Origin of the sequence: Sphingomonas citricola (genome assembly GCF_019429535.1) — a bacterium.
Taxonomy (GTDB): Bacteria; Pseudomonadota; Alphaproteobacteria; order Sphingomonadales; family Sphingomonadaceae; genus Sphingomonas; species Sphingomonas citricola.
Map to the genome: position 1 here is coordinate 535,184 of NZ_JAHXZM010000001.1, position 26,061 is coordinate 561,244.

Below are 26,061 nucleotides of genomic sequence, written 5' to 3' on the forward strand. Positions count from 1 at the left end.
GATGATCGGGGCTCAGCAAGTGAGCATTCTCCGGAGCGCCCTGTCGAAAGACGGGGCGCTTTCGCATTCAGGCAGGTGCTTCTTCCGTCACCGACACCGGATCGCCTGGCCGCCCGCTCGGGCCATCTGCAGGCTGCGCGCCCGCCAGCTGCGCGGACTGCTGCTTGATTGTGGTGGCGTCCTCAACCGACCGCGCGGCATCGATCGCCTTGGTGACCGCGTTGCCGGTGATCGGCAGCAAGCCGCCAAACAGCGCGTCAACGAGCCGCTGGCTGGACTCCGGTACGGCATGGAAGATTACAGCGAAGCCGAGCGCAACCGTGGACACGATCAGCATGGCAGCGAGGGCGTAGCGCCAGTGGCGATCGGCGTCGGTCATGCGGCTGGCTCCTGCTTGGGTGTCGGCTCTGCGCGCGCGATCGCTGCGGCCTGGATGGTTGCCTTCTCCAGCGCTTCTTCGGACCGCTGCCGATCGCGCATCGCCTTGATGGCGTTGACCGCGCGCTTCACCTTGGGCGGCAGGTCGTCGTCGTCGAGCACCAGCAGCAGAGCCTCGATGCACTGGTCGCTGTTGGTCAGCCGGTGACGCATGATCGACATGGTCGCTTCGTGCTGGGTCCGTTCTTCCTCAAGCCGTCGCTCCAGCCGCTCGACGCGCGCGATCAGGTCGTCGCGCAGCTTCTCCTCGGCGGCCTTCTCCAGCTCACGCATGCGCGGGCGCAGCTTCACCCAGGCGGTGAGGATGCCACCGATGCCGAGCAGGTTGAGGAAGCCGAACACCGCGCCCCATCCGAAGGGCAGGCCGGCAACGTCAGGACTGGGCGCGGGCATCACCGATCGCTCCACTGATAGGAGATCGTCAGCGCCGACATGACAAGCGCGAGCGCAACCGCGGTCGAATGACTGATGAGCGGTGACAGCTTGGCCAAGAAGGTCAGGCGATTGACCACGAGGAGGAAGACGACACCCCAGATCGGATCGAGCGACCGCGCGCGCCGGCGCACCAAGCGCCAGACAGCAGGAGCGAGGCACGCGAGGCAGAACAGCCACGCGCCGACGCTGATTGGCAGCGGTACGTCCATGGTTGGAACTCCGGGGGAATAGCGGGGAGGGTGGTGCTCAAGGCACGCAGCGGGTACCGCGGCGCGATGCATCGAGACCGGATCAACAACGCCGTTCTGGTCGTCGCTTTCGGGCTGTTCGGGGTCGCCTGCCGCTTCGTGCTTCAGGCAACCGAAACCAGACTGCAGATCGTAGCCGTGTGTGTGCTGGCGATCGCCGTCGATCGGCTCGCCAAACCGATGATGCGCCTGCGGCCAAGTCGAACATGGTGCGCCGCTGCCGCTGCGGCTGGCACAGCAGGCATGCTGATCGTTCGCTGGAACCTAGAAGGGCTATGCCCTCACAATCCTCTTCCGCATTGTCTGCCGTGGGGCTGACAGGATGAAGTGCGGAACCAAGCTGCTACCCGAGGCGGTTGAATCGCTCTCCGCGTAACCCGCGTGTATTTGGGGATGGAGCGATGTGGTGGATTTCAATGGCAGCCTGGGCGCTTTTCGTAGCCTGGCTGACGCAGGTAGTTTTGTTCGTCGGCATGTTGGCCGTTGGCGCAATGCGCGGAAAGACCCGGCCACGGGCACGTCCGCATACCGTAGCGGTCAGGCAGCGCCGCCGCCGCATGGAGCAGGCAAGACGGCGGCGGTCAGCGCAAAGACGGCGTGCTCGAGTATAGCATCCATTAATGGGCTCAGGCATGGTCGGCCCGCGCGCTGACCTTCCTTGGGATGATCTTCGCGAAGTCGGCCGCGCGTCCCACTACGGACAGAAAGCGCGCGGCCGGCGATCATAACCTCGCCAGAAGCGTTATCGCCACGTTACGTTGGGAGAGATCAGTTGCCGGCAGTGTTCATGGTGGTCAGCGCGGTCGTTGCGCTCGGTGTGGCCGCGGTCTTCTCTCGGAGCAAACGCGATTAAGTATTGTGCCGTAGGCGGCAGGTCGGTTCACGCAGGCTTCCAACTCCAATCGACCCCCGCGGCCGCCGCGCGCTTCGCAGAAGCGGTAGTCGCCGCCTTTACAGCATCGATGCCAGCGCGAGCGATCGCTTCGACGCGCGCCACCTCGTAGTTCGACGAGGCGGCACCTGCTGAAAACCGTGCAATCGCCAGGGCGATACTCGTTTCGCCGCGCTTCTCCGCGCTCATCATGGCGAAGTAGAACTTCTGCTTGCGCGCGGTCAGCGGCAGGAGGTTGAAGGCTGCGATCAACTGCGTGGTGGTCGCGCCAGCCGCGCCGAGCCCCGACCAGGCGAGCACCTCGGCCTGCTGCATCGCGTAAACCGCCTTCTTCGCGCCGCCCGCGGTCATCGCCGTCATCTGCCGCACCTCGCGCTCGGCGTTGATCTGGTCGATCAGCATCGCCTGCACCTGGGCCGCACTCTCCAACATCTGCCGCTTGGCCGTGCTCCACTCCCACAAGGCGGCGTCATAGCCAGCGGGAAGGGAGACCGACCCTAGCTTGGGATCGCCGGATTTCGGCGCCGCGCTCTTGGCCGCTAGGTATTGCAGGGCTCCATCCGCCTTAGCGAACACCGCGATTTCTGACGTCACGGTCACGAGGTGAGCTCCAGCGCGACGATGCCGTTGATCGACGCCGCGGGCGCGCCGCTCGACCGGAAGTCGGCCCGGTACTCGATCTGCTTGTCGGGCGATGGGCTGGTGAAGGTGAAGCTCGCCGCGACCTGCCCCGGCGAGGCGTCGACCTCGGGCTCGCTCGGATTGCTGCTGCTGTTGACCGAGCGCGCGGTAGAGCCCTGCACCTCACCGAGGTAGTTGAGCGGGCCGTTGTCGGTCGCATTGCGCCAGTACAGCGTCAGGACGCCGACAGCAGTCGTGGTATGGTTGGCGCCAGGCTGTGGTGCGTAATACGTCGCGCTGCCCGCGACCGTGACGGTGCGGCCCTGTGGCACCGTGGTGTTACCACCGCCCGAGGCCGTGTTGCTCTCGCCTGAGAAGTTCGCGGCCGACCGGAAGGCCGCGCTGCCGTCCCGTACCCTCTTCACCGTGATCACGCGGGAATACGCGACGCCTTGGTAGATCGCGTTGACGACGAAGGAGCCGGCGTCGGCCGTGAGGCCAGCGAAATTGAACCGCGCGCCGTCGAGCGTGAGGCTGGCAATATTCTCCTGCACGCCAATCGAATAGGTCACGCCGTCGGTGACGGCCCCGCCGCCCTTGGTCAGCCGGATGACGCCAGTGCCACCCGTCCACGACGGCTTGGGCGTCCCGTTCGAATAGCTTTCGATGACGAATACCGGAACGTCACTGTCGGCGATGAAACCGTCGGTGCCGTCCTCACCCTTCACGCCCTCGTATTCGCCGGTCGTAACGGGCCCGAGGATCAGCCGCTCGCTGAGCGCGCCACGGATCCGGTAGCGGACGCCGACCTCGTATTGCGTGTCGCTCGTGACGCTGGTGATTTCCTTGCGCGTCAAAGTCGCGGGCTCGAAGCTCGATCCCAGCCAGTTCACGTCCGGTGCGGCGCCTGCGATGAACGGACGATAGTCGAACACCTCGTCCGCGGTGAGGCTAATCGGACTCCCGATCACGACCAGCGCGGGGATTGCAACGCCATTCGCCATCAGGCGCGCGCCGACCGCGCTCCAGTCGTTGGCGGAAGGTGCCGTGCGATCGATGCCAGGATTGCTCAGGTCGGGCGTCGGGGGCGGGGTGCCGGTCTTTCCGAGCGCATAGTCGTGCTTTGCGCGATCCTCGGTGCGGCAGGTGAAGGTCACGCCCATCGTGCCGACGTCGATCTCGCGCTCGCGCACGATGACCTCGCGACCGATCAAATTGGCCTCGGGCATGTCGAGCGTCAGGCAGTCGCCGGGTCGGTAGCCGAGCGCGTACGCCTTCGCCGGCACGATGATGCCGTCGAGCTCGCGCGCGTTCAGCATGTCGTACATCGCCAGCATCGCGCCCTGGTCGGCGTCCTGCACGAGCGGGTAGGTGATCTCCTTCGATCGCCGGCCGCCGTCGAGCGTCACGTAGTCGGTGACGCTTACCGGCTCGAGCGGCACCATCTCCCAGCCGTGGCTCTCCAGCCGGACCTTCGGCACGATGGTGTTCCTGCGCAGCCGCTTCGACACCGCCGCGGGAACGTCGAGGTCACCGCACACATCCGCGCTGGTCAGCGTGCCGATCGAGACGCGTGGCGCGGAATAGACCACCGACAGCTGCGCGCCGATCGTCAGCGGCTCGGCCGAGCCCGCCTGGCAAATCATCTTCAGGATGTCGTACGCGTCGTCGCTATCAGTGTAGACCTGACCGCCGACCTTCCAACCGTTCGCATCACACACGTTCGACCATTCGACGAACGGCTGCAAATCGATGCCGCTCGCGCGCATCTCGCCGCCCGCCATGCGCACGCCGTTCTGATACCGACCATACGCCCAGGTGACCGCGTGCGGACCCGGGTTCTCGCTGTAGACGTAGGAGGTCTCGTCACCCAGACGGCAGGAACCGGAGCCGCCAGGGTAGGTGCTGTCCTGTCGCGCGTCGTAGACGAACATGCCCTCGACCACGCGGCCACGCTGCGGGACGCCGTTCGGGTATTTGATGCCCTTGCTGTCGAAGTCGAGACTCCAGAAATCCGCAGCGAGACCAGACAGCTTCGACGATGCCGACCAGCCGGGGATAGGACCAAACGGGGGCTGGAGCGCCGCGGGCTCCGGGCACGCGCCGAGCTGCGTCTGCAACCACATGTTGCCCGCATAGAAGCCGGTCGCAACCCCGCCTGGGGTGAAGCTGACGGTCGTGGTCTTGTCGACGACCAGCGGACCGACAGACTTGACCGGGCCGAGCGACAGGACGGTTACCCAGCTCTCCAGCTGGTTCTTCATCTTGCCGGTCGGGTTTTCGCTTACCTGCCGGTGCACGACGTTGCCGCCGACACTGGTGCGGCCGAACACGACGGGGATGCCGGCTTCCTTGTCGATCTTGAACGACGTGGCGTTTCCGCCGACGGTGCCGCGGGGGGCGGTGGCAGCTGTGACCAGCGACAGGGCACCCGACGCCGCGCCGGCTATCGCGCCAAACGACGCGATCGAGGCCGTCGAGATGCCCGCGACCGTTCCGGTAGCCCCAACTGCTGCGGCACCAAGCGCTCCCGCGCCAGCAAGCGCGCCGACGCCGGTCGCGACCAGAGCAGCGGCACCAACGACGAACGCGGCGGTGCGAAGAGCTTTCGCCATCGATTAGCCCTCCTCAGCGAGCGTACGGCACACGCCACGCTGCAGCGTATTCGACTGGCTGGATCACCGATGCTTCCGCAAAATCATCAACGAAGCCGAGCGCACGCCCGTTCGTCAGCACCACGACGAGACATCCGATCGACGACGCCGTCGGCAGCGCCAGCACGTCGCCGACCAGCGCCGCGGCCGGCGCGATCCGCTCGAACCCCATGCCGTCCATCGCTTCTAGCAGGTCAGCAAAGCCGCGATCCTTTAACGCCTTCATCGCGGTGCGTGGGCTGGCATAGCTGCCCGAGGCGGGAAGCTTCACTCGGTGACCCATCCGCCGCAGGTGCGCGGCAGCGATCCGCGCGCAGTCGTTGCGACCAAGCCGGAACGGCTTGCCTTTCACCGCGTCAAGCGTGGCCTGCGTCGCGTCGCGGCGTCTGATCAGCTCGCTCATTGCTGCACCGTCCTACCGTAAAGCCCGGTCCCGCCACCGCCGCCAGTGCCATAGGTGACACCCGACGGCACTTTCTCGACGCCCCAATATGACGTCTTGTCGATGCCGCTCATGTTCGCGAGCCCGGTTTCGCCCGGCCATACCATCTGGTGCCAAGCGTCCGACAGGCGCGCGCCGATCTCACCGTCATGGAAGCATTCGAGCGCGGACACGCAGCGGAATTCGACCGTGCGCGCGCCCTTGCCGACACGCAGCCGCGGCACGTCGACCTCGCCCGCAAACATCTGGATGGGCTCGGGCAGCAGCAGCCCGGTGTCGCGGTCGATCAGGCCCAGATAGCCCGCCACCTCACCGCCCTGCACGTTGGCGCGGGTAAGCAGATCAACAGCGACTTCATCAGGCGGCGCGAAGGTGAGGGGCCAGTCGGGTGCTTCGTCAGCGACGCCGTCACGCAGATTGCCGGCTGACACCAGCACCCCGAACCGCGCATCTTTGCCGCGGTACGCCTGCCCCTTCCACATGACCTCGCCCGATCCGACAAGATGCCGGAGCGACCAGTCCGGCATAGTGATCTCGATAAGCGGCGCCAGCGGATAGCGCCCGGTGCGTAGCGCTGCCGCCATCTGCGGAGAGAGGCGATAGCTCATGCGCGCTCCGCGATCGTGAAGCTGATCGGGTCGATGCGGTTGCGGGTGCGCTTGCCGCCCGCGAAGCCCGACAGCTTGCCCTCAATCTTCGGCTCGACGAGCTCGACCACCTCGGCGTCAATTGTAAGAAACCGCAGCATCGGCCAGACGAGGATCGATGCCTTGCCATCGGCGCCGACTGTGGCGCCGGATACGACCTGGTGCAGGTAGCGAGTGCCGGCGTGAATGATCGACAGCATGGCCGACACGGGGATGACAGCGCCCGCAGCCAGTCCGCGCAGCTTCAACGTCGTGCCGCCTTGGCTCGCACCGTCGATTCGTCCGTCACCAGTGGCGAGCGGCGCCGCAAGGAACGGCTGCCCGATGATCATCAGCGCGTCTTCGGTTGTCGCGCGCGTCACGGCCGCCACCATCTCCTGACTGGGCAAATCAAGCTGCAGCTGCGCAGTGCTGACGTCATACGCCCAGCGATCGCCCATGCGCGGGATCGGCAGCGTGGGTCCGCCAAGTGTGCCTTCCTGATCGCCGCTAAACAGCTGCGGGCGGAGCTGCGCGCTGGTGACGCGGAACGCCGGAACGACGATGCTCACCAGCGGCGTCCCAGCCGCCGCGCCGACGTGGCGCGCGTTTCCGCTTGGCTGAGCGCAACCGATCCTGCGACTGCGCGCGTTCCTACCGCTTCCGCATGAGCCTGCGCGACCGGAGAGGCGACTTCACGCACGCGCACGTCGAAGTAATCGGACGGCACTACCTCAACTTGCATCCGGCGCTCATTGTCGTTGCCGGCCAGCATCCGCCGCGTCTCTGCCGCCGGCGTGACGCGCGACCCACGTGGCAGGCTCACCAATTCCTTGCCGAACTCGCCGACGACAGACATGCCGCCGGGAAAGTATTCGGTGCCGGTCGCGTTGCGCGGGATTGCATCGAGCGCCGAGTTGGCTCCGGCGCGGACGCCGCCCGCATCGACAGCGCCCGACGCGCTACCCGCCAGCCCGAGCAGCTTCAGCAAACCGCCGCCGCCACCCGATTGCCCGACCGTCCACTTCGCGAGCAGATCCGAGAGAACGCGCAGGCCGTCGCGCGGCCAGGGCGAGAACTCTTTGCCGGCGGTGAAGCTGGCGTGTTCGTTGTCGACGCCCCACTCGCCACACTTCACGCAGCGGGCGCGGTAGACCTCCCAGCGCGGCCCCTGCCACCAGTCCCATGTCACGCCGACTGGATCAGCGGTCCCTTCGCGCCATGCTGCGTCATAGGTTGCAAGCGGGCTCTGGTGCGTGTCGCAGCAGCGGAACGGCTTCGTCTGATGCCAGCGCGCGGTCTTCAGCGCCGCCAGGCGCTCGGCCTCCGTCCATGCTGCGCCACACGCCTCGCAATGCACCGCCGCGGTCTTCGGCTGGTGCGCGATGACATTGTCGTCCGCGTCCCGCGTCTTGTCCCAGTCGATGTGCGCGAAGAACTCGAGGAACTGACGATGTTGACATTGGGGGCAGGCGACCGTCGCCTGCCGCTGGTCGCCCTCATTGTAGCTGGCCTCGATCGCGCTCTCGCCCTCGATCGTCGGTGAACAGGCCCGGATGGACTGCGCGCCGATGAACGTGCCCATCCGCTCTTCCGCCAAGCCGACCGCGTCACCCTCTCGGGTGGGGACGTACTTGTCGATTTCGTCGCAGAAGACTCGTTTGATCGGCCGTCGAGCGACGTTGTCGGGGCTGCCCGCGCCCTCGATCGCAAGGAAGCCGCCGGGAAACGACTTGTACCGGATCGTCTCGTCGGAGTTGCGCGTCTTCCGCGTGCCGATCAGATCCTTGAGGACCGGCGTCGCCTTGATGAGCGGGGTGATGCGCTCCTTCGAGAATTGCTCGGCCGCGTCCTCCTTTGGCTGAAGCATCAGCATCGGGCTGGGATCGAGGTGGGCGAAGAAGCCAAACGCGTTCTCGATCAACGCTGTCTTCATGAGCTGGGTGCAGACCATCACGGTGATGATCGCGGTGCCCGGCTCCGTGATCGCCATCATCGGCCCGCGGGCGATCTCGACGTCGCTGGTTCGCCATTTGCCGGTGGTCGACCCGGCGCCGGCCGCCTTCCTCCTGTAGCGGTCGGCCCATTCGGGAACCGTGATATATGGCGGCGGGGTTATCCCACGCCGCCACGCGCGTTCTAGTCGATCATCCTTCCCCAGCGTCGGCGAAGTCGGCTTCGGGTTCTCCGAGGTCGACGAGTTGCTGGTGGACATGCTCGTTCAGCGCCTCCAGCACCGGCTCCACATCCACGCCCAGTTTGGCGGCGATGAGCGGCGCGGCCCGGTTCGGCCAATTCTGCCACGCGTCTCGGAAGGCGCGCGCCTGGGCGAACAGCACAGTCTCGGCGGCTTCGAGGTCGATGACATCGCCAGCCTCGCGCCGGGCGGCGAGCAGGTTCTTCGCGGCGAGCCCGTTTTCCTTAATCTGCTCCGCCTGCGCCTGGCTGACGAAGCGGCCGGAAAGGACGCCGTCGATGAAGTCCTCGGTCGATAGGTCGAGCGGTTCAGGCGGCTCCGCGCCAGCCTGACCGCGGCGCCGCTTAGGTGTTTCCACCTCGCCACCGCCGGTGGCAACAGAAGCGGAAACACCTTTCGAGTTTCCGCCAGCAGTTTCCACCCGGTTCTGCTTGCGCCACCCTGTGCCAGCTAGTGCGGGATCAAGCAGCCCGTCGGCGCTAACTGCCAGTTTTCCTTGACGAATCGCCTTGCTCACCAGCGTGTGCGAGCAGCCGTCCAGCTTTGCGAAAGCTCTAACCGAAACGCCGCTGGGCATAGTGGAAACACCTTTCGGCATTCGTAGCTACACACGCTTCGCGCCTTTGCCCCCCGTATACACGCGATCGGCCGGAAGGACCCAAGGGAGGGGTCGGATCGTGCGTTCAGACGCAATAATGTTACGGGATGGGCGGCCAGGTGCGAGGGTTAGCCCGGATCCGCGAAATACCCGGGCGACCGCACAGACGCTCGGCATCATGCACCATATTGTAAGAAACCTGCATCGACACGGACCTAAGGCTTGCCCATTGCTTACGACCGACCACCAACAACAGCCTGGCGATCGAGATGAGCAAAACGAACGCCAGCGGTGAGAGTGAGGCTCTACGCGAAGCGCGCGGATTGAAGGGCGGATGGGTTGAGCGGTTTGGCTCCGAGGCCGGCGTTATCGCTCACATGATGCGCAATAGCATGACCGAGCAAAACTTGCCGCATCGAGCGGCCGTGTATCATGAGCTCGAAGGCTTGGTGCGCGATCCCTATCGCTTCTGATCCAGCAGCATCGTCAGTCGCGCATCGATGGCGGACGAAAGGTGGCAGGCGCAAAGCGAGCTGCCTTCGTTTCGCTCATCGAGCATAGCCAGCACGTCCATGAGGCTGGCGAGAATTGGATCAGTGGTGTGGGGCACCGGCTGTAAATATCGGCATCAGGGCTAACATAGGTTTAAAGGCAGCTCTGCATTGGCGTCATTCCAGACCTTGCCGCTCTCCGCAAATAAAGGACGAATGCCAACGTTATCAGACCGGTACGTGCCTTGTGTGAGGCCGCCTGCCGTGAAAGCATCCTCGCAGCCGGAGCAACCGGCTACGGGAGAGTATGATGAAAGCCTTTGCAAAGGTCGCACTTGCAGCATTCGGCATGGCAGCAGCGAGCGTGTCGCTGGTGTCGCCGTCGTCCGCGCAGATCGTGCGTTGCGAGAATATGCCTGCCGATCCGGGTGTGTTCGATCCTGATCAGCGTGGCTGCGATAACCCCCGCGGAACTGACCCGCGTTTCAATTCACGCGTTGCTGACACTTCCTCGAATGACAACGTGGAGGCCTTGGAAGCCGCCGCGCGGGACGCTGAACCCCAAGCCTGAAGAGTTGGGAGGGGCGCTCGCCGCCCCTCTTTGCCTTTCAAATCCAAAAAGTGAGCGCTCCGACCTACGCTTCGAACGCTTCCCGCAAAACCTCGCGCATGCGGCGCTTGCCCGGCGTGTCCTGATCATGAGTGAGCCCATAGAGGAATACGGCGCTTTCGGTGCCAACCTTGCTCTCGTCTGCCTGGATCATTGACCACGCACCGAACATGGGCCGAGCAATCGCGCGATTGGCAACGATGTCAATGGCGGTGTGCCTGGGGTCATCCATGATGCGGCCAAATGTCGCAGCCACCGCGTCGACGTCGCCTTCAAGCGCTTGAATGAAGTGCCCGCCGTCATGCCACAGCATGCCGGTGACACCGGCTGTTGCGTTGCGCACCGCTGACCGCTCGACGATTTCCGCTACGGCGTCAGGAAGTCCAGCGATCAGAGAACGACTTACATAGATCAGGCGGTGCATCGCAGTGCAGCGTGTGGCAGTGCGGTATGTTCCGCACCCCATAACAAGGAAGAGCCGCAACCCTGCTGGGCGCGGCTCTTCGATCTACTGATATGCATGGCTGAAACGGACAGCCACGTCAATAGCATTTAAGTGCTAGACAGCGGCCATGTCTGTCACGCTGCTCTTCCACCGCAGCACGGACACGATCAGGCGAGCCATCACCGCGGCACCGGCAGCTATGCCGATGGCCGTTGCGAGGTTGGGTTGGTCCGGTACAATGCCCGCCCATGCCCCGCAGGCGAAGCGGATCACAAAGACGCCAAGGTATAGTGCGAGGGGCACGACCGACCCAAACTGTCGCACGCGGCCTCCGGGCAGACGCTGGGCGCGTGCGTCGGGTAGGGTGACCCCGCTCGTTGCGCCGACCGCGACGCCGGTTAGCCAAGCGATGGCAGCCAAACCAAAGCCTGCCCGCTCAGCGAATGCCGCGACCCCCGTCAGGCTCCAGATCAGAAATGCGGCCGAAGGAATAAGCGCGACTACTACCGGCACTTCTCTCGTACGCAGCCTGCGCACACCCAGAACGATCAGTGCAGCCAACAGGATATAGACCCACGTCGGCGCCCCTCGCGCGATATCCCCAGCATGCATTTCGAAACTCCCCCTGATCTCGATCAAGGCTTATTGAATGTGGGGAGGCCCGCAAGGCTATTGCATCGCATTTACCAGGCCAGAGAAACTAGGGTGATTGATACCCCTGTAGAGGATCAATCCTAACCCCTCGCTCTGCGCCAGCGGCCTTCATCAGGGCATTGGCAACGCGCTTCCTGCCGTGGTCGGTTAGTTCGACGAAGAACTCGTCGTCGTGAGCGACGCGACGCTGAGTCAACTGTTCTGCCTCGAGTGCCAGCAACCACCGGTTGAACGCCGATGGCGTAGCGCAATCCACGATTGCCCCGAGTTCAGTGTCCGTCATGACGACCCGATCGACGTCATGCACGAACAGCGATAGCAGGATGTCTACCGCCGGATCGTTGACCAATCCGCGAGGCAGGCTTCGTTGCAGCGCGCGTTTGGACACGAGGATCTGTCGCGCCGCGATCGCGAGTTGCTGATATTGCTTGCTTGCCATTGTTCGGTGCCCCCCACCTCAACCCGGACTATGAGTTCGTAATCACTCGCTCCCCTGATGAGTGCACGCAAGATAGCGCATGGTCGATCTGAGCACCGAGAAGGTGTTCGCCTATCTCATCTGCAATGCTTAGCGCTTGGGTCAGCAGCTGCCGAATTAACGTGCACTGCGCCTGCTTGGTGGCTGCGTCCATGCGGTGGGGCCTTTCTTTTACGATTGCGAGCACACCCGGCTGCTATCGCTCAGATTACTGAGCTATCGCCTCAGACCGAGATCCGCAACCAGTGAGCAAGCAACCCTGCCGTATCTGCGATGCGGGCCGCGAAGCGGGCTCGCTGCCGACCGTTGAGAAATGCCGGCATGTCGTCGGCGACGACCACTCGATCGAACAGGCCGAGCATCTGTGCGGGAATCACCGCGCGCGCCTGACGGAGCTTCCGGCGCGCATCCCACTGGTGCCGGCTGCGCGGCTGCCCGTAGCTCTCGCTCCCACCTCCACCCACGCCGTCACCGTATGCCGCCACCACGCGCGGCGCGCTCATCGCCTCGGCATGCAGCCGCATGTACCAGTCGCAGGCGTACCATTGAGCATAGGTGAGCTGCCCTCGCTTGTGCATCCGGTCGATCGCGCTGTCAGCGAACTGGCGCGTCAGCTTGGCGCGTTCGCCCGCCCTGTCGATGATCGCGTCGACGATTTCGTGGTTGCCCTCAGCACGGGCGATCCGCTCAGGTGTGGCGTCGACGTGTTCCTGCACCGGCTGGCGCGCTGGCTTGGTCCTGACCTCCTTCGGTCGCTGCGGTCGGGCAGGGCCAGCCTGCCCCCGTAGCCCCGCCGAGATTGCCGAACCCGCCCATGACGCTCGATCCACCGAACTACGTACCGCTGTTTTATTTCCCCGGCTCATCTCGTTATCTCCCGAACAAGCGGCATGATTCGTTGGCAATTCTGACTAACCTGCGTGAGTAAGCGCGCCCGATTGGCAGTTCCGCTCGTTGCCAGATCAACAGAAGAGGAAATGACCATGGCAGGCGATCAGGCAAATCAAGGCGAAGGCTCCGATCCAACCGCTGATATCAAGGCATCTAATCCTGGTGGCACTACGACTGGCGACATCACGAAGGGTCATTCTGGCGGTGAGCAGAGTAATGATAATGAGCCACACAAGGTCGAGGACGCAGCGAAAGCTGGACGAGAAGACTTCGATACGGATGCTGGTGAAGAGTGAGGAGGGCTTGCTCTCTAGACGAGCAGGCTCAACCCTTTCGCTGTTTCCATTGAAAATTGAGAAGGCTGTATTGAGCATGGCTGACGGTAGAACCCAGATGGACGATCCTTCCTCGCAAAAGGACGCGCCCTCGTCCCAGACCGACTTCGACGTACCCAGCCGCGACGCACCGCCGTTCCGCGATGGTAGCGAGGAAGAGGACACCAAGGAAAAACACCTTGGCGACAAACCACAAGCCGACCTCACAGCCGACGACCTCAGGGGTGACAACCGCAGCAAGCGGTAGGTCGTCATGCCGCTGCCGGCTCCGGCAGGCAAAATGCGCCGTTCTGCATTCGAGCAATCACCTCGGGCGGCGGTCCGTCAAGCTGCCGGTAGCGCTCGGCACGGACGCGGCTCAGCGCTCGGGCTTCATCCTCGACGGTGGCACGTTCCCGCAGCCGTTTTTCGATCCACGAAACAGGCTGAGCCCTGCCGACAGCCGCGATCAGCGCTTCCCGCACTGGGCCGTCGCCGTGCGTCTTCGCCCACCTCGCGATCATCGACCGGGACGAGCTGGTCGACTTGCCGGCAGCGGTGAGCAGCTTCACGCCCTCGTCGAAAACGAGCTTGCTCAAATCCGGCGGATCAGCAGCCGTAGCGTTAGCTACGGAACTACTTCTCCCTCCTCCATCCTCCATCTGGCGAGCTTTTTCCCCACTGGTGGGTAACTGGTTCCCCACTGGTTCCGAACTCGGCGCGGTTGAAGGCAGGGTTGGTTCGGAAGCGGTGGGTGAGGCCGGGGCCGCTTGTTCCCCACCGTCGCGCTTTGCACGCGCCTCGATTCCGACCCATTGGCGAACCGCTTCCGGCTGCGGGTAGGTCGCTGTCGCTTTCTTCGGACGCTGGTATTGGCAGAAGTTGCGGACGGCGCCGTACGTGTGACCATCGACCTCGTAGCTGATGATGGCACCGGCGGTGAACAGCTCGGCGAGCAGCGTCGCGGGATCGACGTTGTCTGCCGGCAGCAGCCGCATCTTGAGCTTGAGCGGCGACCACTCGAACAAGCCGAAGTCGTCGCACTCTCCCCACAGCCCCATGAAGAACAGGCGGGCGAAGGCGGACAGGCCTACGAACCGCTCATCGGTCCAGAGGCCAGGGTGCACGGAACGGATGCGGGCCATCAGCGGACCTCCGGTTGAGATTGACGATAAAACTCGCTGCCGCGCACGGCCGCGTTGGCGCCGAAGAAGAAGCCGACACCCTTGCCGGTCGGACCGCTGCGACGCTTGGGAACGAGGAACTCGACCTTGCCGCGCACCGCTTCCATGTCGGTGCGCCATGCCTCGTATCTGGCTCCGAACTGATCCTCGGGCTCGTTACGGCGCAGGTACTCTTCCTCGCGGTAGACGAAGACGATCAGGTCGGCGTCCTGCTCGATCTGTCCGCTGTCGCGCAGATCGGCGGGGATAGGGCGCTTGTCCGGCCGCTTCTCTACCTCACGGCTGAGCTGCGCGACGGCGATCACCGTCAGACCCTCGTCCTTGGCGAACTGCTTGATGCCCATGCTCACCTCTGAGGCGTGCTCGTAAGGCGACATGCCGCGGCGGCTGTGGCTCATCAGCTGGAGGTAATCGATGATCACCAGCTCCAGCTTTTCACCGCGCGCTTCCAGCCGTCGCTTGTGGCGGCGGGCCTGGCGGATGAAGCGTTGCAGCGTCAGCCCCGAGCCGTCGTTGATCTCAAGCGGGATCTCGGCGAGACGGCGCTGAGCAGCGCGAACGGCGTCGATCTCGTGCGGCTTCACCGTGCCGTCACGGACATGCTCGTACGGGACACCGCCCTTGTTGGTGAACGTCATGTCGGCAAGGATCCGCCGGGTAAGCTCGTCTGCGCTCATCTCTAGCGAGAAGATCAGCACGCCGTGGCCGCGGCTGGCAGCGCCGATGGAATAGGAGGTGACGAGCGCCGTCTTGCCCATGCCGGGGCGACCGCCGACCACCACCATGTTGGTCGGGCGCAACGTGCCCATCGCATCGTCAAGCGAGCCGATGATGCCGCAACGAACGCCGACGATCGGCTTGCCGAAGCTCTCGATCACTTGCTCGGCGTAGCTGCCAGCGGAAGCCTGCCGGATCGTGCTGTCATCCACCATTGCGCCGACCGCTTCGTCAGCGTTGGCGACTAGCTCCTCGCGGGTGACGGTCAAATCGCGGGCGGACACGACGACGTCTTGCAATCCTGCCACCAGCCGGCGCCGAGCGGACAGCGCAATTACCTGCTCGAAGTAAGCCTTGGTGCGCTCGCGCGTGCCCGCGTTCAGCGATGCCGCTGCGAGGATGTTCGACAGGCGCGGCCACTCAGCGTCGGCAGCGAAGTGCGGGGCGAGCGTGACGCTGTCGACCGTGGCACCGCGCGCGGACTGCTCCAGCATCTGCGCGTAGACCTGCCCGTACAGCGGCACGGAGAAGTCGTTCGGACGGCAGCGATCGGCGCACAGGTCGATTATGCGGTTGTCGGCGATCAGGTCGCCAAGCAGGCCAAGCTCCGCCTCGACGTTGCACAGCGTCGACGCCGGTGTCGCGGACGCGAGCTGATCGCCAAATCCGCTCACGAACGGATACCGCGCAGCTGATCGTTCCAGTCTTTGAAGCCGTCCGCAGGATACATGATCCGCACGTCGAACCCGCGTGTGCGCAGACCCTCCGCTGCCTTGTTCGCCGCCTCGCGCCCCGGCTTGTCGTTCTGTCCTGCGATGACGATCGAGCGGATGCGGGCCGGGTATTGCGCTTCGATCATCAGCGCTGTGCCGAGACATGCCCACACCTCACGCCCCGGAAGCTCTTGCGCGAGCGAGAGCGCGTCTTCCGGCCCCTCGGTGACGATCACCTCGTGCGGTGTGTCCTTGCTCCGGCAGGTGACGCGGACAGCACCGCCCTTGATGCGGCCGAGCGAGCGCTTCGGCTTCAGCATGTCCGCCTTCGCTGATCCATCGGGCTGAATGAAGATGCGCTGGAGCCCGACCGGGTACGGCTGACCCTCAATGGCCACGGCGGCGAGCAGTGCGGGCACGTTGGGGCCGCACTCGCCAGTGTCGTCGTCGTACCAGGCGGGGGTCATGCCGAAGCGAAAGCTTGGCGGTAGTGGCATGGTGATGCCACGCGAGCGGGCGTACGCCTCAGCTGGCGTCTCGTCGCACAGCTCCGCCGCATACCACACGGCTTGCGCGCGCTGGATCGCAGCCTGCCGCTCGGTTTCCTCTTCCTTCGCGGCCTTCACGCGTTCGGCAGGATCGACCCACGGCAGGTTCGCACCGGCGAGCCATTCGACCGCGCGACGGAAGTTCAGCTTCTCGGCGTGCATTACGAGCGACACGATGTCGCCCGACGCTCCGCAGCCGAAGCAATGGTAGGTGCCCTTGGCGTCGTTCAGCCGCAGGGATGGGGAGCGCTCCTGGTGGAACAAGCAGAGCGATACCTTCTCGCGACCGGCTTTCGTCACCTTAGCCCGGCGCGCGACCACGTCGCTGATGTTGTGCTTGTCCTTTGCCTCGTCGACGATGCGGCGGAAGGTGGCAGCCTGTTCGTAGGAATAGGCGTTCATGCCTGTGCCTTCCCGGTCGCGATCATGTCGAGCCAGCGACCGGTTACGGCATGGACGCGCCGGATCAGCGCTTCCTGCGGCGCCAGTTCCTCGCAGGTCGTGACCCCGTCGAACTCGGCAGCCATGATGGCGGGGAGTAGCTGGGCGATCGTCAGCGAAGCCGGATCGTCGCCAGTGCAGACGCTGCCAGCATCGGCCCAGCGTCCACCCACCAGCCCGAGCAGGGGGTCCGCGAAGCGGCCGCCCCATTCGCGACACCCGGCGAGGAACGTGGGCATGTCGATGGGCGAGGCCGTGTTCGCGTAGGCGGCAGCACGATCCTCGGACTTGCCGAGCACGCGGCCGATGTCGTTCCACGTTGCACCATCCTCCGTCTTGATCGACGTGAGCGTAGCGTTCTGTGCCTCCACCGCGTTTAACGCGGAAAAGGTACGACGGCGGGCGTGGATGTACGGCGCGTTCATGCGGCAATCCCCAGACCATGGTGAAGGATAGAAAAGCGCGACGCGGAAACGAGATGACCACGGTCGCTCTGGCAAACCTGATTGCGGTGCTCGTCGACACGATGCGACATGCAGACCTGCCAAACGACACGGTGCATCACTTCTTGTCTGAGCTGGAGCAGCTGAACAAAGAGACGCTGTACGGGGGCGCCGCCGAGTTCATGTCGTTTTTGACAGGAGTGCTGCGTGGAGCAGTGGCGTCGAATGACTAAGCCAAAGATTGGCTCTACAGGGGAGACGATCAAAGACCGCGCCAAACATTTCTTAACCGCGATGGTCATCGACATCGAAATTTGCGGCAGGATAGAGGTCACTTCGTAGAAGCTGACGGGAGATTCCCGTGGCTTGTTCAACGCGCAGAACATAGCGAGGCGGAAGGGCGCTTCGCCGACGTACGAGCTGCCAGATGTTGCCAGACGTGCAGCCGCAGATTGATGCGAGCTTGCCTTGGCTACCAGCGGCACTGATTGCTTTGAGCAAAGCCTCATAGCCGTCTATGACCTTGGGAGAATGCATGCCGCGGATCGTAGCACCACTGACAGCTTCGATCCATAGCAAACTATGGATATAGTATGATCAAACGTGATCGCCTTCAGGAAGTAATGTCCGAGCGCGGTATGTCCCAAGCGGCGCTGGCGTCTTTGGCGGGCGTTTCAGCTGCCGCTGTTCAGCAGATTCTAAATGGGAAGACTCGTAGAACGCGTTATTTGCCCGATATCGCAAAGGCCCTTGGCGTCACGGAAGAATGGCTGAAAGGTGAAGCCGCTGCCCGAGAGGGGTTCGTTGCCGATGACGGGAAGTCATGGATTGTAGCGCTGCGATCCCTATCGCTTTCCGACATTGCGTTTGACATCAACGAAGCGACTGGCGCTGAGCGTTTTTTTGATCGTCGACTGCTGCCGTTTGACCCTAATAGACCAGCTGACCAGGGAGACTTTTTCGTCTTGAGTGATCTAGGCTCCGACATGGCGCCTTCGATCGCTGCCGATGATCACGTCATCGTAGATGAAACGCAGGTCACCATCGATCGGCAAGGTGGCGTCTGGGCGCTCTCGCTTGCCTCTATAGCCATGATCCGTCGTGTCACTCGAATAGCACCTCAACGACTGATGCTTACAGCGGATGCTGGACCCCACCACACAGTGGAGGTGAATGACGCCGACGTCTTCATATTTGGCCGTATCGTTTGGCACTCTGAAGCAAAGTGTTGATGGGCGCTTGGCAAACTATGCATAGTTAGCTATTGATCGCGTATCACCTGATCGCCTCCGGGCCGAAGACGGTGATCGCAGGCTCGTAACGCACGCACTCCTCGGATGCCTCTGCCGCACTCCTGCGTCCTCGCAGGAGATGCACGATGGCAACCCAGCTCAAGCCTTCCGACTTCACCTATGCCGCGCCAACGCCGCGGCCCAACATCCGTGTTGTGTTCAACGCTGGTCCGGCAGCGCTCGCCGTTCGCGAGAAGGCTGACCAGCTACCCGCCGACATCCGCGACGCCACTCTCGACGAGATCACCAGCGATCCGGTCGCTGATTGGGATGCGGCTTGCGCGAAGATGGAAGGGGCGATCAGCGCTCGCGACACGTACTTCAACAAGACCATGCAGCCAGCGAACGAGCTGTATAAACAGGCGCGCAACGCCGGGCTCGATATCGCTGGGGTTCTCGCATACGTGACCCGCTGCGAGGACGAGTATGGCGTTCTGGTCCGTGCCGTCGACCTCGCCATTGAGGCTGTGGTCCTGATCCCGGCACCGGACGCCTCGGCACTGGCCTACAAGATCAAGGCGTTCATCGGGCAGGAGTGCCATGTCTGCGAAGGCTACGAGACCTCGTTTGAGGCGCTGGTGGCGGACGCAAATGCACTCATCGTCGCACCCGTCGATCCATACATGCGCGGTCCGATGATTGCATGGGAGAAGGGATACGAGACCTTCACCGAGGCACGGCGCGAGCGCCTCAAGTACGAGCGCGATTACTACACCCCGGCCGGCATGAGCGTCACGACGGACATGCAGGACCACTACGACCGCCTCGTGAGCGAAGAAGGCGAGGCACTGGAGCGGCTGCTCAAGCTTACCGCTCCCAGCCAGAACGAATTGGCCATCAAGCTCAAGATCGTGGCTGAGGGCGATGAGTGGCGGCTCGCGCAGGATCGCTCGATCACCGCAAAGATCGCTGCCGATGCACGTCGGTTCGGTCGGCATGGTGCTTATCTGCAGAGCGATGCTCATCTGCTCGACGCCTTCCGCATCGTTCGTAAGGAGCGCGCGGCGTCGTTGGCAGACGTCGATAACCTGATGTCGGACGAAGAGAACGACGCTCGCTACGAGCGTGGGATCACGGCCGAGAAGGTCTTGTGGGCCGAGCGCGCCAGCACGCTTGAAGGCGTGATCGCAAAGCTGCGGGTCGTAATGCCGCTCAGTTGTGCCGACGCTTGGACGGACCATGCAGTCGTTGATCCGGCAGACCCGACCTTCAAGGCCGGTGTCGCTGAAGCGGACATCGGCGACAAGGTGCTGTGGTCGGCAATCGAGGACCTTGCCCGCATTGCTGGTGTGGACCTGTCGGAGCAGGGCGCATGAGCTGCCGGGCTTGCACTCACTGGGATCGCTACAAGGGCGCAAGCGCCGAGCTAGGCGACTGCCGCCGCTACCCGCCGCGGATCAACGACCAGTTGCTCGCTCGCATCTTACCGGGCCTGAGTACGCCCTTGTCTGATCACGACGAGGTCGAGCGCGATCTGTATGTCGCCAGTGCCTTCCCGATCACGCATGAGAGCAGCGGCTGCGGGGAATATGACAGCGCGGTGCCGTTATGATGAACTGCGCCTCGTGCCGCTACTGGACCCGCTCAGGTCCGCGGCTGGCGAACGCTACGCGTGATCCGCGCGCCAGCTACGATGTCGGCACCTGTCAGGTTCACGGCCCTACGGTTGTGACCTGCGGCGGTCTGACGGTGTCCGAGTTTCCTGAGACACATGAGAGTCGCTTCTGCGGAGAGTGGAAGGGCAGGGAAGGTGGCGGGGATGATGGCGAGCGTGTCGTCGCGTTCCCGGCCAAGCGGGCGGCGTAGCTATGGCTGCCGCCGCCCGTCAGGTGTCAGTAGCGGTAGCGCCGGCCATAGTAGCCACGCGGTCCGCGGTAGCCACGGTAGCTCCGGTACCCACGGTAGCCGCGATACCCACGGTAATTGCGGTATCCGCGATAGCCACGATACCCGCGGTAATTCCGGTAACCGCGGTATCCGCGATAGCCTCTGTACCCACGGTATCCGCGGAAGCCCCGACGCGGCGCGTAGTAGCGGCCACGGTTGAACCCGCGGTTGCGGTAGTACCCGCGATCGTATCGGTACGACTGGGCCGACGCCTCTGTCGGGGCAACGCTTGCGCCGAAGCCGGTCACAAGCATCGCCAGGGCAGCGAAGATGCCCATCAATTTGTTACGCATATACAAGTCTCCCAGCGCCTCGCGCGCTTGTGGTCGAAAACAGCCAGCCGCGCCCCATCGTTCCTGACACGAGCGGCTAGCCGGTTCGGTTACTTGACCGGCGTCGCCCCCGGTGTGCCGCACTTCGCGAACTTGCCCTTGGCGTCCTTGCAGCGGATCGGCTTCGTCGGCGCCTTCTCCGTGCATTTGATGAACTTGCCCTTCGCGTCGCGGCAGGCGGCTGCCTGTGCGGGAGCGGTGAGCAGAGCAGATGCGGTGAGCGCGGCAAGCAGAAGCTTCATGTCTCTCTCCATCAATGAGCGACAGTTCGAGTCGCTGCGAGCAAGGTGCCACGCATGACCGACCTCACACCAGACCGGCAATCAGCCGTCGAACCGAACGTTGCTCGCGTAACCGCTTTGGCTGCGAGCCTGTCACCTGCGCAACGCAACATGGTCTTGGACCTGGGCTGGGCGGACGTGCCCCAACCTCCCGTCATCAACAGGATCGTGCGCCGCGCCCTCCTCGCGGCTGAGTTGATGCAGCCGGCTAGCAGACCGTCGGACGGGCGATACCAGCTGACCCCGCTTGGTGACGCGGTGCGTCGGCATATCCTGGAGGAGCAGCGGTCATGCTGATGGCACCCTTCGTCTGCGAGGTCGTACGCGTGCACGATGGTGACGGCCCGCTGTGGTGCCGCAATGGCAAGAAGGTGCGCGTCGCCGGCATTCAGGCCCCCGATTACGAGAGTGCTCAGCCCTGCCGCACGCACCGAGCCGCATATGTCTGCGACGATCGCGCAGCAGATGCCAGTCAGCGGGTCGCTTCGCGTCTCACCCTTCGCAAGCGTCTGACCTGCCAGCCGGTCGATCGGTCATACAGCCGGATCGTCGCGCGCTGCACACTGCCGGATGGCCGATCGCTGTCCTGCGCAATGCTCGCCGCGGGCGCCGCTACGCGCTGGGATAGCTACTGGCGCCGCTACAAGATGGGGGAGTGCCGCTGATGGGCATGGCCCTCCACCAGCTCCCCGACTGGCCCGCCGGCATGAATCGCGAGACGGCGCTCGCCTACACCGGTGTCGCCGAGACGCAGCTGCGCGCTTGGGAGAAGGCCGGGAAGGTCACGTTCCGCGCGCGCGGGCCGAACGGTGCCGCCGTCGCGCTCCGTGTCGACCTCGACGCTGCACTTGCGGGCCTGTTCGCATCCAGCGCCAATGACGAGGATTTCGACTTTGGCTAGCATCCGGCTCCCGGCCTACGTCCAGGCGCACAAGCGCGCGACAGGCGAGCCGGCCTATTTCTGGGTCCGCCCGCGCTGGGCTGCCCCGCCGGCCGCGCGGCACGGCAAGACATGTCCGGTCGTCTCGTCGCCGCTCGGGACCGACCTCGCCGGCGCGATCTCGAAAGCGAACGCGCTCAACGAGGCCTTCACGCAGTGGCGGCAGGGCGAGCGCGCGAAGCTGACGCCTGGCACGGTGCAGTGGCTGTTCGATTGGTACCGCGGGCTCGAAAAGTTCAAGGAGCTGCGGCACAACACGCGCGCCGGATACCGGATCGCGATGGACGCGGTCGAGACGATGGCGATGAAGGCCGGCACCTTCGGTCAGCGCCGCGCCGCCGCTGTCGACGCCACCGCCGCCGACACGCTCTACCGCAAAGCGCGGGAGAAGCACGGCGAGCGGCAGGGCGCGTACATGATGCAGGTCTGCCGGCTGGTGTGGAATCAGGCGTCACGCCACAACAAGGCGACCGGCGTGAAGGAGAACCCGTTCGCCGGCATGGGAATCAAGTCGAGCAGCGGGGCAGGGCGGGGCAATCGCGCTGCGACGCGCGCTGAATACGACGCCTATCGCGCAGCCGCGCACGAGCTCGGCCGACCGAGCATGGCCGCCGCCGCCGCGATCTGCTTCGAGGTCTGCCAGCGCGTCTACGACGCCTTCGGCTACGAGGATCCCGACAAGAGGATCGAGCGCGGCATTCGCTGGGGCGACTACGTGCCGGGCGTGTCGATCGGGCTAGTGCAGTCCAAGACCGGCAACGTCGTGACGATCCCGCTGGCGGATGGCACCGGCGCCGATCGCCTCGAGCTATATCCCGAGCTGGAGGCCGAGCTCGCCCGCCTGACGCGCGGTGCCGACGACGAGCTGATCGTACGCGATGAGCGGACCGGCGAGCGGTACACGAAGGATTACGTCACCAAGCTGCACCGCCGTGTCGCGAAGGCCGCCGGGCTCGACGCCGCGGTGAAGTTTACCAGCTTCCGGCATGGCGGCATCACCGAGATCGGCGACAGCGGGACCGACGACGTTCGCGCGGTCAGCGGGCACAGCACGCTCGAGGTCACGCGGATCTACAACAAGGCGAATCAGGAGAAGGCCGTGCGGATTGCGGCGAGGAGGCGTGAGCATATTGCGGTGCTCGCGGCGGGGACGGCAGCCGATTAGGAGGCAGGTGACTTCGACTTTCCATAGCGCTTTTTGGGCATTGCGGTCTTAGATCGACCGAACAGACCGCTTACAACCATTCCGATGAGGCCGATTACCGAAACGGCTGTGCTGCCAGCGATAATCGCGAGAATGGTGTCTGGAAGCTCGAAGTCCGTATGCTTGTGGAAGCCCGCGAGTAGCAGCATGCACCCCACGGCGATGCAGTAGCAAACGACAAATCGGAAGACGTTGTCGGAATAGCGCTCGAGCATCTGCGCTTTCACCTCGTCGACCGTCTTCTTGGCTGCGATTCGAGCAAGCTCTGCGTCACGAGCCTCTAATTCGGACGCAAGCTGCCCGATCACAGTCAAATAGGAATCGTCGTCGCCTTGCTCCGATGCAGTGGGTGCGATCGGAGCAGAGTCAATTATTGATGGGTCAAGCCGGGGCTTGAGCACGCGTGGCAAGGTCGTCGTAGTGTCGCCGGATTAGACCTTGATCAATCGGCGCGCTCTTCCCGCTCTTCGTGTACGTCTCGAACCAGGGCGTTCCGCGTTGGTGCGTCATAGACGAGAGCTGGGCGCCGGATAGCCTACCGTACCGCCGCCATACGTGCTCGACGACAGCCCGTTCGCGCGGATGCAAGTGAGCGTGATACGCCGGCGATCTGCCACCGCCAGGAATTCCAAACACCCTTGCAGCCTCGCTGTCGTCGGGAGTCACGCCGCGGCTGAGCGGTTGCTTGCCGAAGAACTTGGTGTGATCATACAGATCCCGATAGACGGGCCCGTAATCCCATGCCTCGACAGGCTCTGAAATCAGCTGTTCACCGTTAATCGCCCAATTCCAGCCATTCGCCAGATACGTCAGCTTCTGAAGCTGCATCTGCGTCAACGAACCAATCGCGCCGGGCTGGGCGAGGAACTCGTTTGCGATTTCGGTAGAGCGGTAAGCCATCGATGCCGCTCCTTTCTCAGCCGCGAATCATATAGTCGCGCGAGCAGAACATAGCAAGAATGTCATAATGAATGTAATAACGCCTGTCATAATGACCGGGCGTGCGCAGCAACGGCGATGTAGAAAGTGGCGCTTTTCTGCGAAGAAAATGGCTCCCTGAGTAGGATTCGAACCTACGGCCGCTCGATTAACAGTCGAGAGCTCTACCGCTGAGCTATCAGGGAACGCTGCGCGGAGCCGCGTCTATAAACGCTGATTTTCGCGGCACAACCCCTTTTTTGCCCTAACGCAGCACGGAAGTCAGACGACGAATTGCTCCATCGAAATTCGGTCGTCGAGCGCGTGCTCGGGATCGAACAGCAGCGTCAATTCGCGGGCGCGATCCATGCAGACCTCGACACAGGCGACATCGCGAATCTCCCGCTGATCGGCGACGGCCGACACCGGGCGCTTGGCTGCATCAAGTATCCGCAGCGTGACCCGCGCGCGATCGGGCAGGATAGCACCGCGCCAGCGCCGCGGGCGAAACGCGCTGATCGGCGTCAGTGCGATCATCGCCGAGCCGAGCGGCAGGATCGGCCCATGCGCCGAAAGATTATACGCGGTCGACCCGGCGGGCGTCGCGACCAGGATGCCGTCGCACGACAATTCCTCCAGCACGACACGATCGTTGACCGTCACCTCAAGCTTGGCGGTCTGGCGCGTTTCACGCAGCAACGACACTTCGTTGATCGCCGGCAGCGCGTGGACCCGCCCGTCGATCCCGGTCGCGGTCATCGCGAGTGGCGTCACCTTGAACGACTTCGCGCGCCGTATCCGCTCTTCCAGACCGTGATGCCGCCACTCGTTCATCAGAAAGCCGACGGTGCCGAGGTTCATTCCGAACACGGGTACGATCGGCTTGCGGCGTTCGAGCAGCATGTGAAGCGTTTGAAGCATAAAGCCGTCGCCCCCAAGCGCGACGACGAGGTCGGCTTCCTCGACGGGCACCCAGTCCCACGCATCGGCGAGTTCGGCGCGCGCAGCCTGCGCGGGCGGCGTCGGCGAGGCGACCAATGCCCGCCGCGGGAAGTCGTTCATCCGCCGGTGACGCTCATGTGGCGCGCAACCGCAGGTGCACTGTCGCGCTCGATCCGGAAATCGTGCCGGCGCGGCTTGGTCATCAGCGCGCTCTCGATCGCCGCGTCGAGCGCCGCCGTCCCGCCCTCGCGCAGCGCGTGGCGCAGGTCGCGCTGATCGTCGTGACCGAGACAGGTGTAGAGCTTGCCCTCGGTCGTCAGCCGGACGCGGTTGCAGCCATCGCAGAAATTGGCGGTCAGCGGGGAGATCAACCCTAGCCGGGTCGACGTTCCGTTCACGCGCCAATATCGCGCGGGGCCGCCCGTTCCCTTCATGTCGCGCTCCAGCGTGAAGCGCGCCTCGATCATCTCCTTCACCGCGGTCAACGGCATGAAACGATCGGTACGATCCTCCTCGACCTCGCCGAGCGGCATCGTCTCGATCAGCGTCAGGTCATGACCCTCGTCGATGCACCAGGCGAGCATGTCGCCGATCTCGCCCTCGTTGAAGTCCTTGAGCGCCACCATATTGATCTTGACCCGCAGGCCCGCGGCGCGGGCGGCGGCGATACCATCCAGCACCTGCGCGACGTCGCCGTGGCGGGTGATGAAGCGGAATTTATCCGCGTCGCGCGTGTCCATGCTGACGTTGATCCGCCGCATCCCCGCACCCGCGAGCAGATCGGCATATTCCGTCAGGCGCGTGCCGTTCGTCGTCATGGTAAGCTCGTCCAGCCCATTGCCGACGTGGCGACCCAGCCGTTGAACGAGGTCGATCACGTCGCGTCGAACCAGCGGCTCGCCACCAGAGAGGCGGACCTTGTTGACGCCGCGCGCGATGAAGCGTTCGGTGATGATCGCCAGCTCGTCCAACGTCGCGATCTGCGCGCGCGGCAGGAACGTCATGTGCTCCGCCATGCAATAGCGGCAGCGCAGATCGCAGCGGTCGGTCACCGACACGCGCAGATACCGGATCGTGCGGCCGAAACCGTCGACCAGCGACGACTCCGTCCTGTTCGATGTCGTGGTCATGGACGAAGAGCTAAGCGGGGTCACGGCGTGTCACAAGAGCATGACGAACGATTGG

General features: G+C 64.1%; 38 protein-coding genes and 1 tRNA gene. 14 read left to right on the top strand and 25 right to left on the bottom strand.

Features of this window, described 5'->3' with window-relative positions; genetic code table 11:
• Positions 1-67 precede the first annotated feature (67 nt).
• The 3 genes from KZ810_RS02670 to KZ810_RS02680 are packed head-to-tail and all read right to left on the bottom strand — an operon-like array spanning position 68 to position 1,082.
• Complete coding sequence (locus KZ810_RS02670) at positions 68-379, bottom strand: hypothetical protein (RefSeq protein WP_219767426.1); 312 nt, start codon at positions 377-379, stop codon at positions 68-70.
• Entirely contained in the window at positions 376-831 is a 456-nt protein-coding gene (locus tag KZ810_RS02675; protein ID WP_219767427.1) for a hypothetical protein, read from the bottom strand. Before KZ810_RS02675 ends, KZ810_RS02670 begins: the two co-directional genes overlap by 4 nt.
• A complete protein-coding gene (locus tag KZ810_RS02680) occupies positions 831-1,082 on the bottom strand; it encodes a hypothetical protein (protein ID WP_219767428.1) in 252 nt (83 codons plus the stop codon). Before KZ810_RS02680 ends, KZ810_RS02675 begins: the two co-directional genes overlap by 1 nt.
• 30 nt (positions 1,083-1,112) lie before the next feature.
• Here KZ810_RS02680 and KZ810_RS02685 point away from each other — a divergent pair, with 30 nt between their 5' ends.
• Positions 1,113-1,439: a hypothetical protein gene (locus KZ810_RS02685; protein WP_219767429.1), complete on the top strand. Its 327-nt coding sequence runs from the start codon at positions 1,113-1,115 to the stop codon at positions 1,437-1,439.
• Between the two features lie 562 nt (positions 1,440-2,001).
• On the opposite strand, the gene KZ810_RS02690 is transcribed toward KZ810_RS02685, so the two are convergent.
• The 6 genes from KZ810_RS02690 to KZ810_RS02715 form a co-directional block, all read right to left on the bottom strand.
• Complete coding sequence (locus KZ810_RS02690) at positions 2,002-2,415, bottom strand: hypothetical protein (RefSeq protein WP_219767430.1); 414 nt, start codon at positions 2,413-2,415, stop codon at positions 2,002-2,004.
• A gap of 194 nt (positions 2,416-2,609) precedes the next feature.
• Entirely contained in the window at positions 2,610-5,249 is a 2,640-nt protein-coding gene (locus KZ810_RS02695) for a phage tail protein (protein WP_219767431.1), read from the bottom strand.
• Between the two features lie 13 nt (positions 5,250-5,262).
• Positions 5,263-5,691: a DUF6950 family protein gene (locus tag KZ810_RS02700; RefSeq protein ID WP_219767432.1), complete on the bottom strand. Its 429-nt coding sequence runs from the start codon at positions 5,689-5,691 to the stop codon at positions 5,263-5,265.
• Positions 5,688-6,338: a hypothetical protein gene (locus tag KZ810_RS02705; protein WP_219767433.1), complete on the bottom strand. Its 651-nt coding sequence runs from the start codon at positions 6,336-6,338 to the stop codon at positions 5,688-5,690. Before KZ810_RS02705 ends, KZ810_RS02700 begins: the two co-directional genes overlap by 4 nt.
• Positions 6,335-6,817: a hypothetical protein gene (locus KZ810_RS02710; protein WP_219767434.1), complete on the bottom strand. Its 483-nt coding sequence runs from the start codon at positions 6,815-6,817 to the stop codon at positions 6,335-6,337. Before KZ810_RS02710 ends, KZ810_RS02705 begins: the two co-directional genes overlap by 4 nt.
• Positions 6,818-6,924: 107 nt before the next feature.
• On the bottom strand, positions 6,925-8,352 hold the full coding sequence (locus KZ810_RS02715; protein WP_308461470.1) for a phage terminase large subunit family protein: 1,428 nt from the start codon (positions 8,350-8,352) through the stop codon (positions 6,925-6,927).
• On the opposite strand from KZ810_RS02715, the gene KZ810_RS17150 reads away from it, so the two are divergent.
• Positions 8,291-8,431: a hypothetical protein gene (locus KZ810_RS17150; RefSeq protein ID WP_258044417.1), complete on the top strand. Its 141-nt coding sequence runs from the start codon at positions 8,291-8,293 to the stop codon at positions 8,429-8,431. The genes KZ810_RS02715 and KZ810_RS17150 overlap by 62 nt on opposite strands.
• 72 nt (positions 8,432-8,503) lie before the next feature.
• Here KZ810_RS17150 and KZ810_RS02720 read toward each other — a convergent pair whose 3' ends face one another.
• Entirely contained in the window at positions 8,504-9,151 is a 648-nt protein-coding gene (locus KZ810_RS02720; RefSeq protein ID WP_219767435.1) for a hypothetical protein, read from the bottom strand.
• A gap of 269 nt (positions 9,152-9,420) precedes the next feature.
• On the opposite strand from KZ810_RS02720, the gene KZ810_RS02725 reads away from it, so the two are divergent.
• Entirely contained in the window at positions 9,421-9,624 is a 204-nt protein-coding gene (locus KZ810_RS02725) for a hypothetical protein (RefSeq protein ID WP_219767436.1), read from the top strand.
• A 328-nt stretch (positions 9,625-9,952) separates the two neighbouring features.
• Positions 9,953-10,213: a hypothetical protein gene (locus KZ810_RS02730; RefSeq protein WP_219767437.1), complete on the top strand. Its 261-nt coding sequence runs from the start codon at positions 9,953-9,955 to the stop codon at positions 10,211-10,213.
• 64 nt (positions 10,214-10,277) lie between these two features.
• Here KZ810_RS02730 and KZ810_RS02735 read toward each other — a convergent pair whose 3' ends face one another.
• The 4 genes from KZ810_RS02735 to KZ810_RS02750 all read right to left on the bottom strand — a co-directional run bounded on the left by KZ810_RS02735 (position 10,278) and on the right by KZ810_RS02750 (position 12,545).
• Positions 10,278-10,676: a BLUF domain-containing protein gene (locus tag KZ810_RS02735; protein ID WP_219767438.1), complete on the bottom strand. Its 399-nt coding sequence runs from the start codon at positions 10,674-10,676 to the stop codon at positions 10,278-10,280.
• A gap of 135 nt (positions 10,677-10,811) precedes the next feature.
• Entirely contained in the window at positions 10,812-11,336 is a 525-nt protein-coding gene (locus tag KZ810_RS02740) for a hypothetical protein (protein WP_219767439.1), read from the bottom strand.
• Positions 11,337-11,397: 61 nt separating this feature from the next.
• Positions 11,398-11,790, bottom strand: a complete 393-nt coding sequence (locus tag KZ810_RS02745; protein ID WP_219767440.1) for a hypothetical protein — start codon at positions 11,788-11,790, stop codon at positions 11,398-11,400.
• Between the two features lie 263 nt (positions 11,791-12,053).
• Complete coding sequence (locus tag KZ810_RS02750) at positions 12,054-12,545, bottom strand: hypothetical protein (protein ID WP_219767441.1); 492 nt, start codon at positions 12,543-12,545, stop codon at positions 12,054-12,056.
• Positions 12,546-12,806: 261 nt separating this feature from the next.
• Between KZ810_RS02750 and KZ810_RS02755 the strand changes: the two genes are divergently transcribed.
• Positions 12,807-13,016: a hypothetical protein gene (locus tag KZ810_RS02755; RefSeq protein WP_219767442.1), complete on the top strand. Its 210-nt coding sequence runs from the start codon at positions 12,807-12,809 to the stop codon at positions 13,014-13,016.
• Positions 13,017-13,113: 97 nt separating this feature from the next.
• Positions 13,114-13,302 carry a hypothetical protein gene (locus KZ810_RS02760; protein ID WP_219767443.1) on the top strand — a complete coding sequence of 63 codons (189 nt, stop codon included), beginning with the start codon at positions 13,114-13,116 and terminating at the stop codon, positions 13,300-13,302.
• A 4-nt stretch (positions 13,303-13,306) separates the two neighbouring features.
• Here KZ810_RS02760 and KZ810_RS02765 read toward each other — a convergent pair whose 3' ends face one another.
• Genes KZ810_RS02765 through KZ810_RS02785 form a run of 4 tightly spaced genes read right to left on the bottom strand, consistent with a single transcriptional unit; the run spans position 13,307 to position 17,062 of the window.
• Positions 13,307-14,179, bottom strand: a complete 873-nt coding sequence (locus tag KZ810_RS02765; RefSeq protein ID WP_219767444.1) for a hypothetical protein — start codon at positions 14,177-14,179, stop codon at positions 13,307-13,309.
• Positions 14,179-15,609: a replicative DNA helicase gene (locus KZ810_RS02770; protein ID WP_308461480.1), complete on the bottom strand. Its 1,431-nt coding sequence runs from the start codon at positions 15,607-15,609 to the stop codon at positions 14,179-14,181. The genes KZ810_RS02765 and KZ810_RS02770 overlap by 1 nt, the downstream gene beginning before the upstream one ends.
• Positions 15,606-16,598, bottom strand: coding sequence for a CHC2 zinc finger domain-containing protein (locus tag KZ810_RS02780; protein WP_219767445.1), 993 nt, complete (start codon positions 16,596-16,598; stop codon positions 15,606-15,608). Before KZ810_RS02780 ends, KZ810_RS02770 begins: the two co-directional genes overlap by 4 nt.
• Positions 16,595-17,062: a hypothetical protein gene (locus KZ810_RS02785; RefSeq protein WP_219767446.1), complete on the bottom strand. Its 468-nt coding sequence runs from the start codon at positions 17,060-17,062 to the stop codon at positions 16,595-16,597. The genes KZ810_RS02780 and KZ810_RS02785 overlap by 4 nt, the downstream gene beginning before the upstream one ends.
• A 53-nt stretch (positions 17,063-17,115) precedes the next feature.
• Here KZ810_RS02785 and KZ810_RS02790 point away from each other — a divergent pair, with 53 nt between their 5' ends.
• Positions 17,116-17,313, top strand: a complete 198-nt coding sequence (locus KZ810_RS02790; RefSeq protein ID WP_219767447.1) for a hypothetical protein — start codon at positions 17,116-17,118, stop codon at positions 17,311-17,313.
• Between the two features lie 52 nt (positions 17,314-17,365).
• Here the strand turns inward: KZ810_RS02790 and KZ810_RS17420 are convergent, their stop codons facing one another.
• The gene (locus KZ810_RS17420; protein ID WP_219767448.1) at positions 17,366-17,617 is read right to left on the bottom strand and encodes a transcriptional regulator; all 252 of its coding nucleotides are present in this window, start codon (positions 17,615-17,617) and stop codon (positions 17,366-17,368) included.
• A gap of 56 nt (positions 17,618-17,673) precedes the next feature.
• On the opposite strand from KZ810_RS17420, the gene KZ810_RS02800 reads away from it, so the two are divergent.
• The 3 genes from KZ810_RS02800 (at position 17,674) to KZ810_RS02810 (ending at position 19,924) form a co-directional block, all read left to right on the top strand.
• Positions 17,674-18,312 carry a LexA family transcriptional regulator gene (locus KZ810_RS02800; protein WP_219767449.1) on the top strand — a complete coding sequence of 213 codons (639 nt, stop codon included), beginning with the start codon at positions 17,674-17,676 and terminating at the stop codon, positions 18,310-18,312.
• A gap of 146 nt (positions 18,313-18,458) precedes the next feature.
• Positions 18,459-19,688, top strand: coding sequence for a hypothetical protein (locus tag KZ810_RS02805; RefSeq protein WP_219767450.1), 1,230 nt, complete (start codon positions 18,459-18,461; stop codon positions 19,686-19,688).
• Positions 19,685-19,924, top strand: coding sequence for a hypothetical protein (locus KZ810_RS02810; protein WP_219767451.1), 240 nt, complete (start codon positions 19,685-19,687; stop codon positions 19,922-19,924). The genes KZ810_RS02805 and KZ810_RS02810 overlap by 4 nt, the downstream gene beginning before the upstream one ends.
• A gap of 717 nt (positions 19,925-20,641) precedes the next feature.
• Here the strand turns inward: KZ810_RS02810 and KZ810_RS02815 are convergent.
• Positions 20,642-20,833, bottom strand: a complete 192-nt coding sequence (locus KZ810_RS02815; protein WP_219767452.1) for a hypothetical protein — start codon at positions 20,831-20,833, stop codon at positions 20,642-20,644.
• A 54-nt stretch (positions 20,834-20,887) separates the two neighbouring features.
• Here KZ810_RS02815 and KZ810_RS02820 point away from each other — a divergent pair, with 54 nt between their 5' ends.
• The 4 genes from KZ810_RS02820 to KZ810_RS02835 are packed head-to-tail and all read left to right on the top strand — an operon-like array spanning position 20,888 to position 22,977.
• Complete coding sequence (locus tag KZ810_RS02820; protein WP_219767453.1) at positions 20,888-21,169, top strand: hypothetical protein; 282 nt, start codon at positions 20,888-20,890, stop codon at positions 21,167-21,169.
• Complete coding sequence (locus KZ810_RS02825; protein ID WP_219767454.1) at positions 21,163-21,537, top strand: thermonuclease family protein; 375 nt, start codon at positions 21,163-21,165, stop codon at positions 21,535-21,537. Before KZ810_RS02820 ends, KZ810_RS02825 begins: the two co-directional genes overlap by 7 nt.
• Positions 21,537-21,773 carry a hypothetical protein gene (locus tag KZ810_RS02830; protein ID WP_219767455.1) on the top strand — a complete coding sequence of 79 codons (237 nt, stop codon included), beginning with the start codon at positions 21,537-21,539 and terminating at the stop codon, positions 21,771-21,773. Before KZ810_RS02825 ends, KZ810_RS02830 begins: the two co-directional genes overlap by 1 nt.
• Positions 21,766-22,977 carry a tyrosine-type recombinase/integrase gene (locus KZ810_RS02835; RefSeq protein ID WP_219767456.1) on the top strand — a complete coding sequence of 404 codons (1,212 nt, stop codon included), beginning with the start codon at positions 21,766-21,768 and terminating at the stop codon, positions 22,975-22,977. Before KZ810_RS02830 ends, KZ810_RS02835 begins: the two co-directional genes overlap by 8 nt.
• Here the strand turns inward: KZ810_RS02835 and KZ810_RS02840 are convergent.
• The 5 genes from KZ810_RS02840 to moaA form a co-directional block, all read right to left on the bottom strand.
• Positions 22,974-23,417, bottom strand: a complete 444-nt coding sequence (locus KZ810_RS02840) for a hypothetical protein (protein WP_219767457.1) — start codon at positions 23,415-23,417, stop codon at positions 22,974-22,976. The two genes, KZ810_RS02835 and KZ810_RS02840, sit on opposite strands and share 4 nt — an antisense overlap.
• Positions 23,398-23,916, bottom strand: coding sequence for a Panacea domain-containing protein (locus KZ810_RS02845; protein WP_219767458.1), 519 nt, complete (start codon positions 23,914-23,916; stop codon positions 23,398-23,400). Before KZ810_RS02845 ends, KZ810_RS02840 begins: the two co-directional genes overlap by 20 nt.
• A gap of 149 nt (positions 23,917-24,065) precedes the next feature.
• Positions 24,066-24,140, bottom strand: a tRNA-Asn gene (locus KZ810_RS02850).
• Positions 24,141-24,216: 76 nt separating this feature from the next.
• A complete protein-coding gene (locus KZ810_RS02855) occupies positions 24,217-24,996 on the bottom strand; it encodes an NAD kinase (protein WP_219767459.1) in 780 nt (259 codons plus the stop codon).
• Positions 24,993-26,006 (bottom strand): GTP 3',8-cyclase MoaA, encoded by a 1,014-nt coding sequence (gene moaA / locus KZ810_RS02860; protein ID WP_219767460.1) that lies wholly within the window; start codon positions 26,004-26,006, stop codon positions 24,993-24,995. Before moaA ends, KZ810_RS02855 begins: the two co-directional genes overlap by 4 nt.
• Positions 26,007-26,061: the final 55 nt, after the last annotated feature.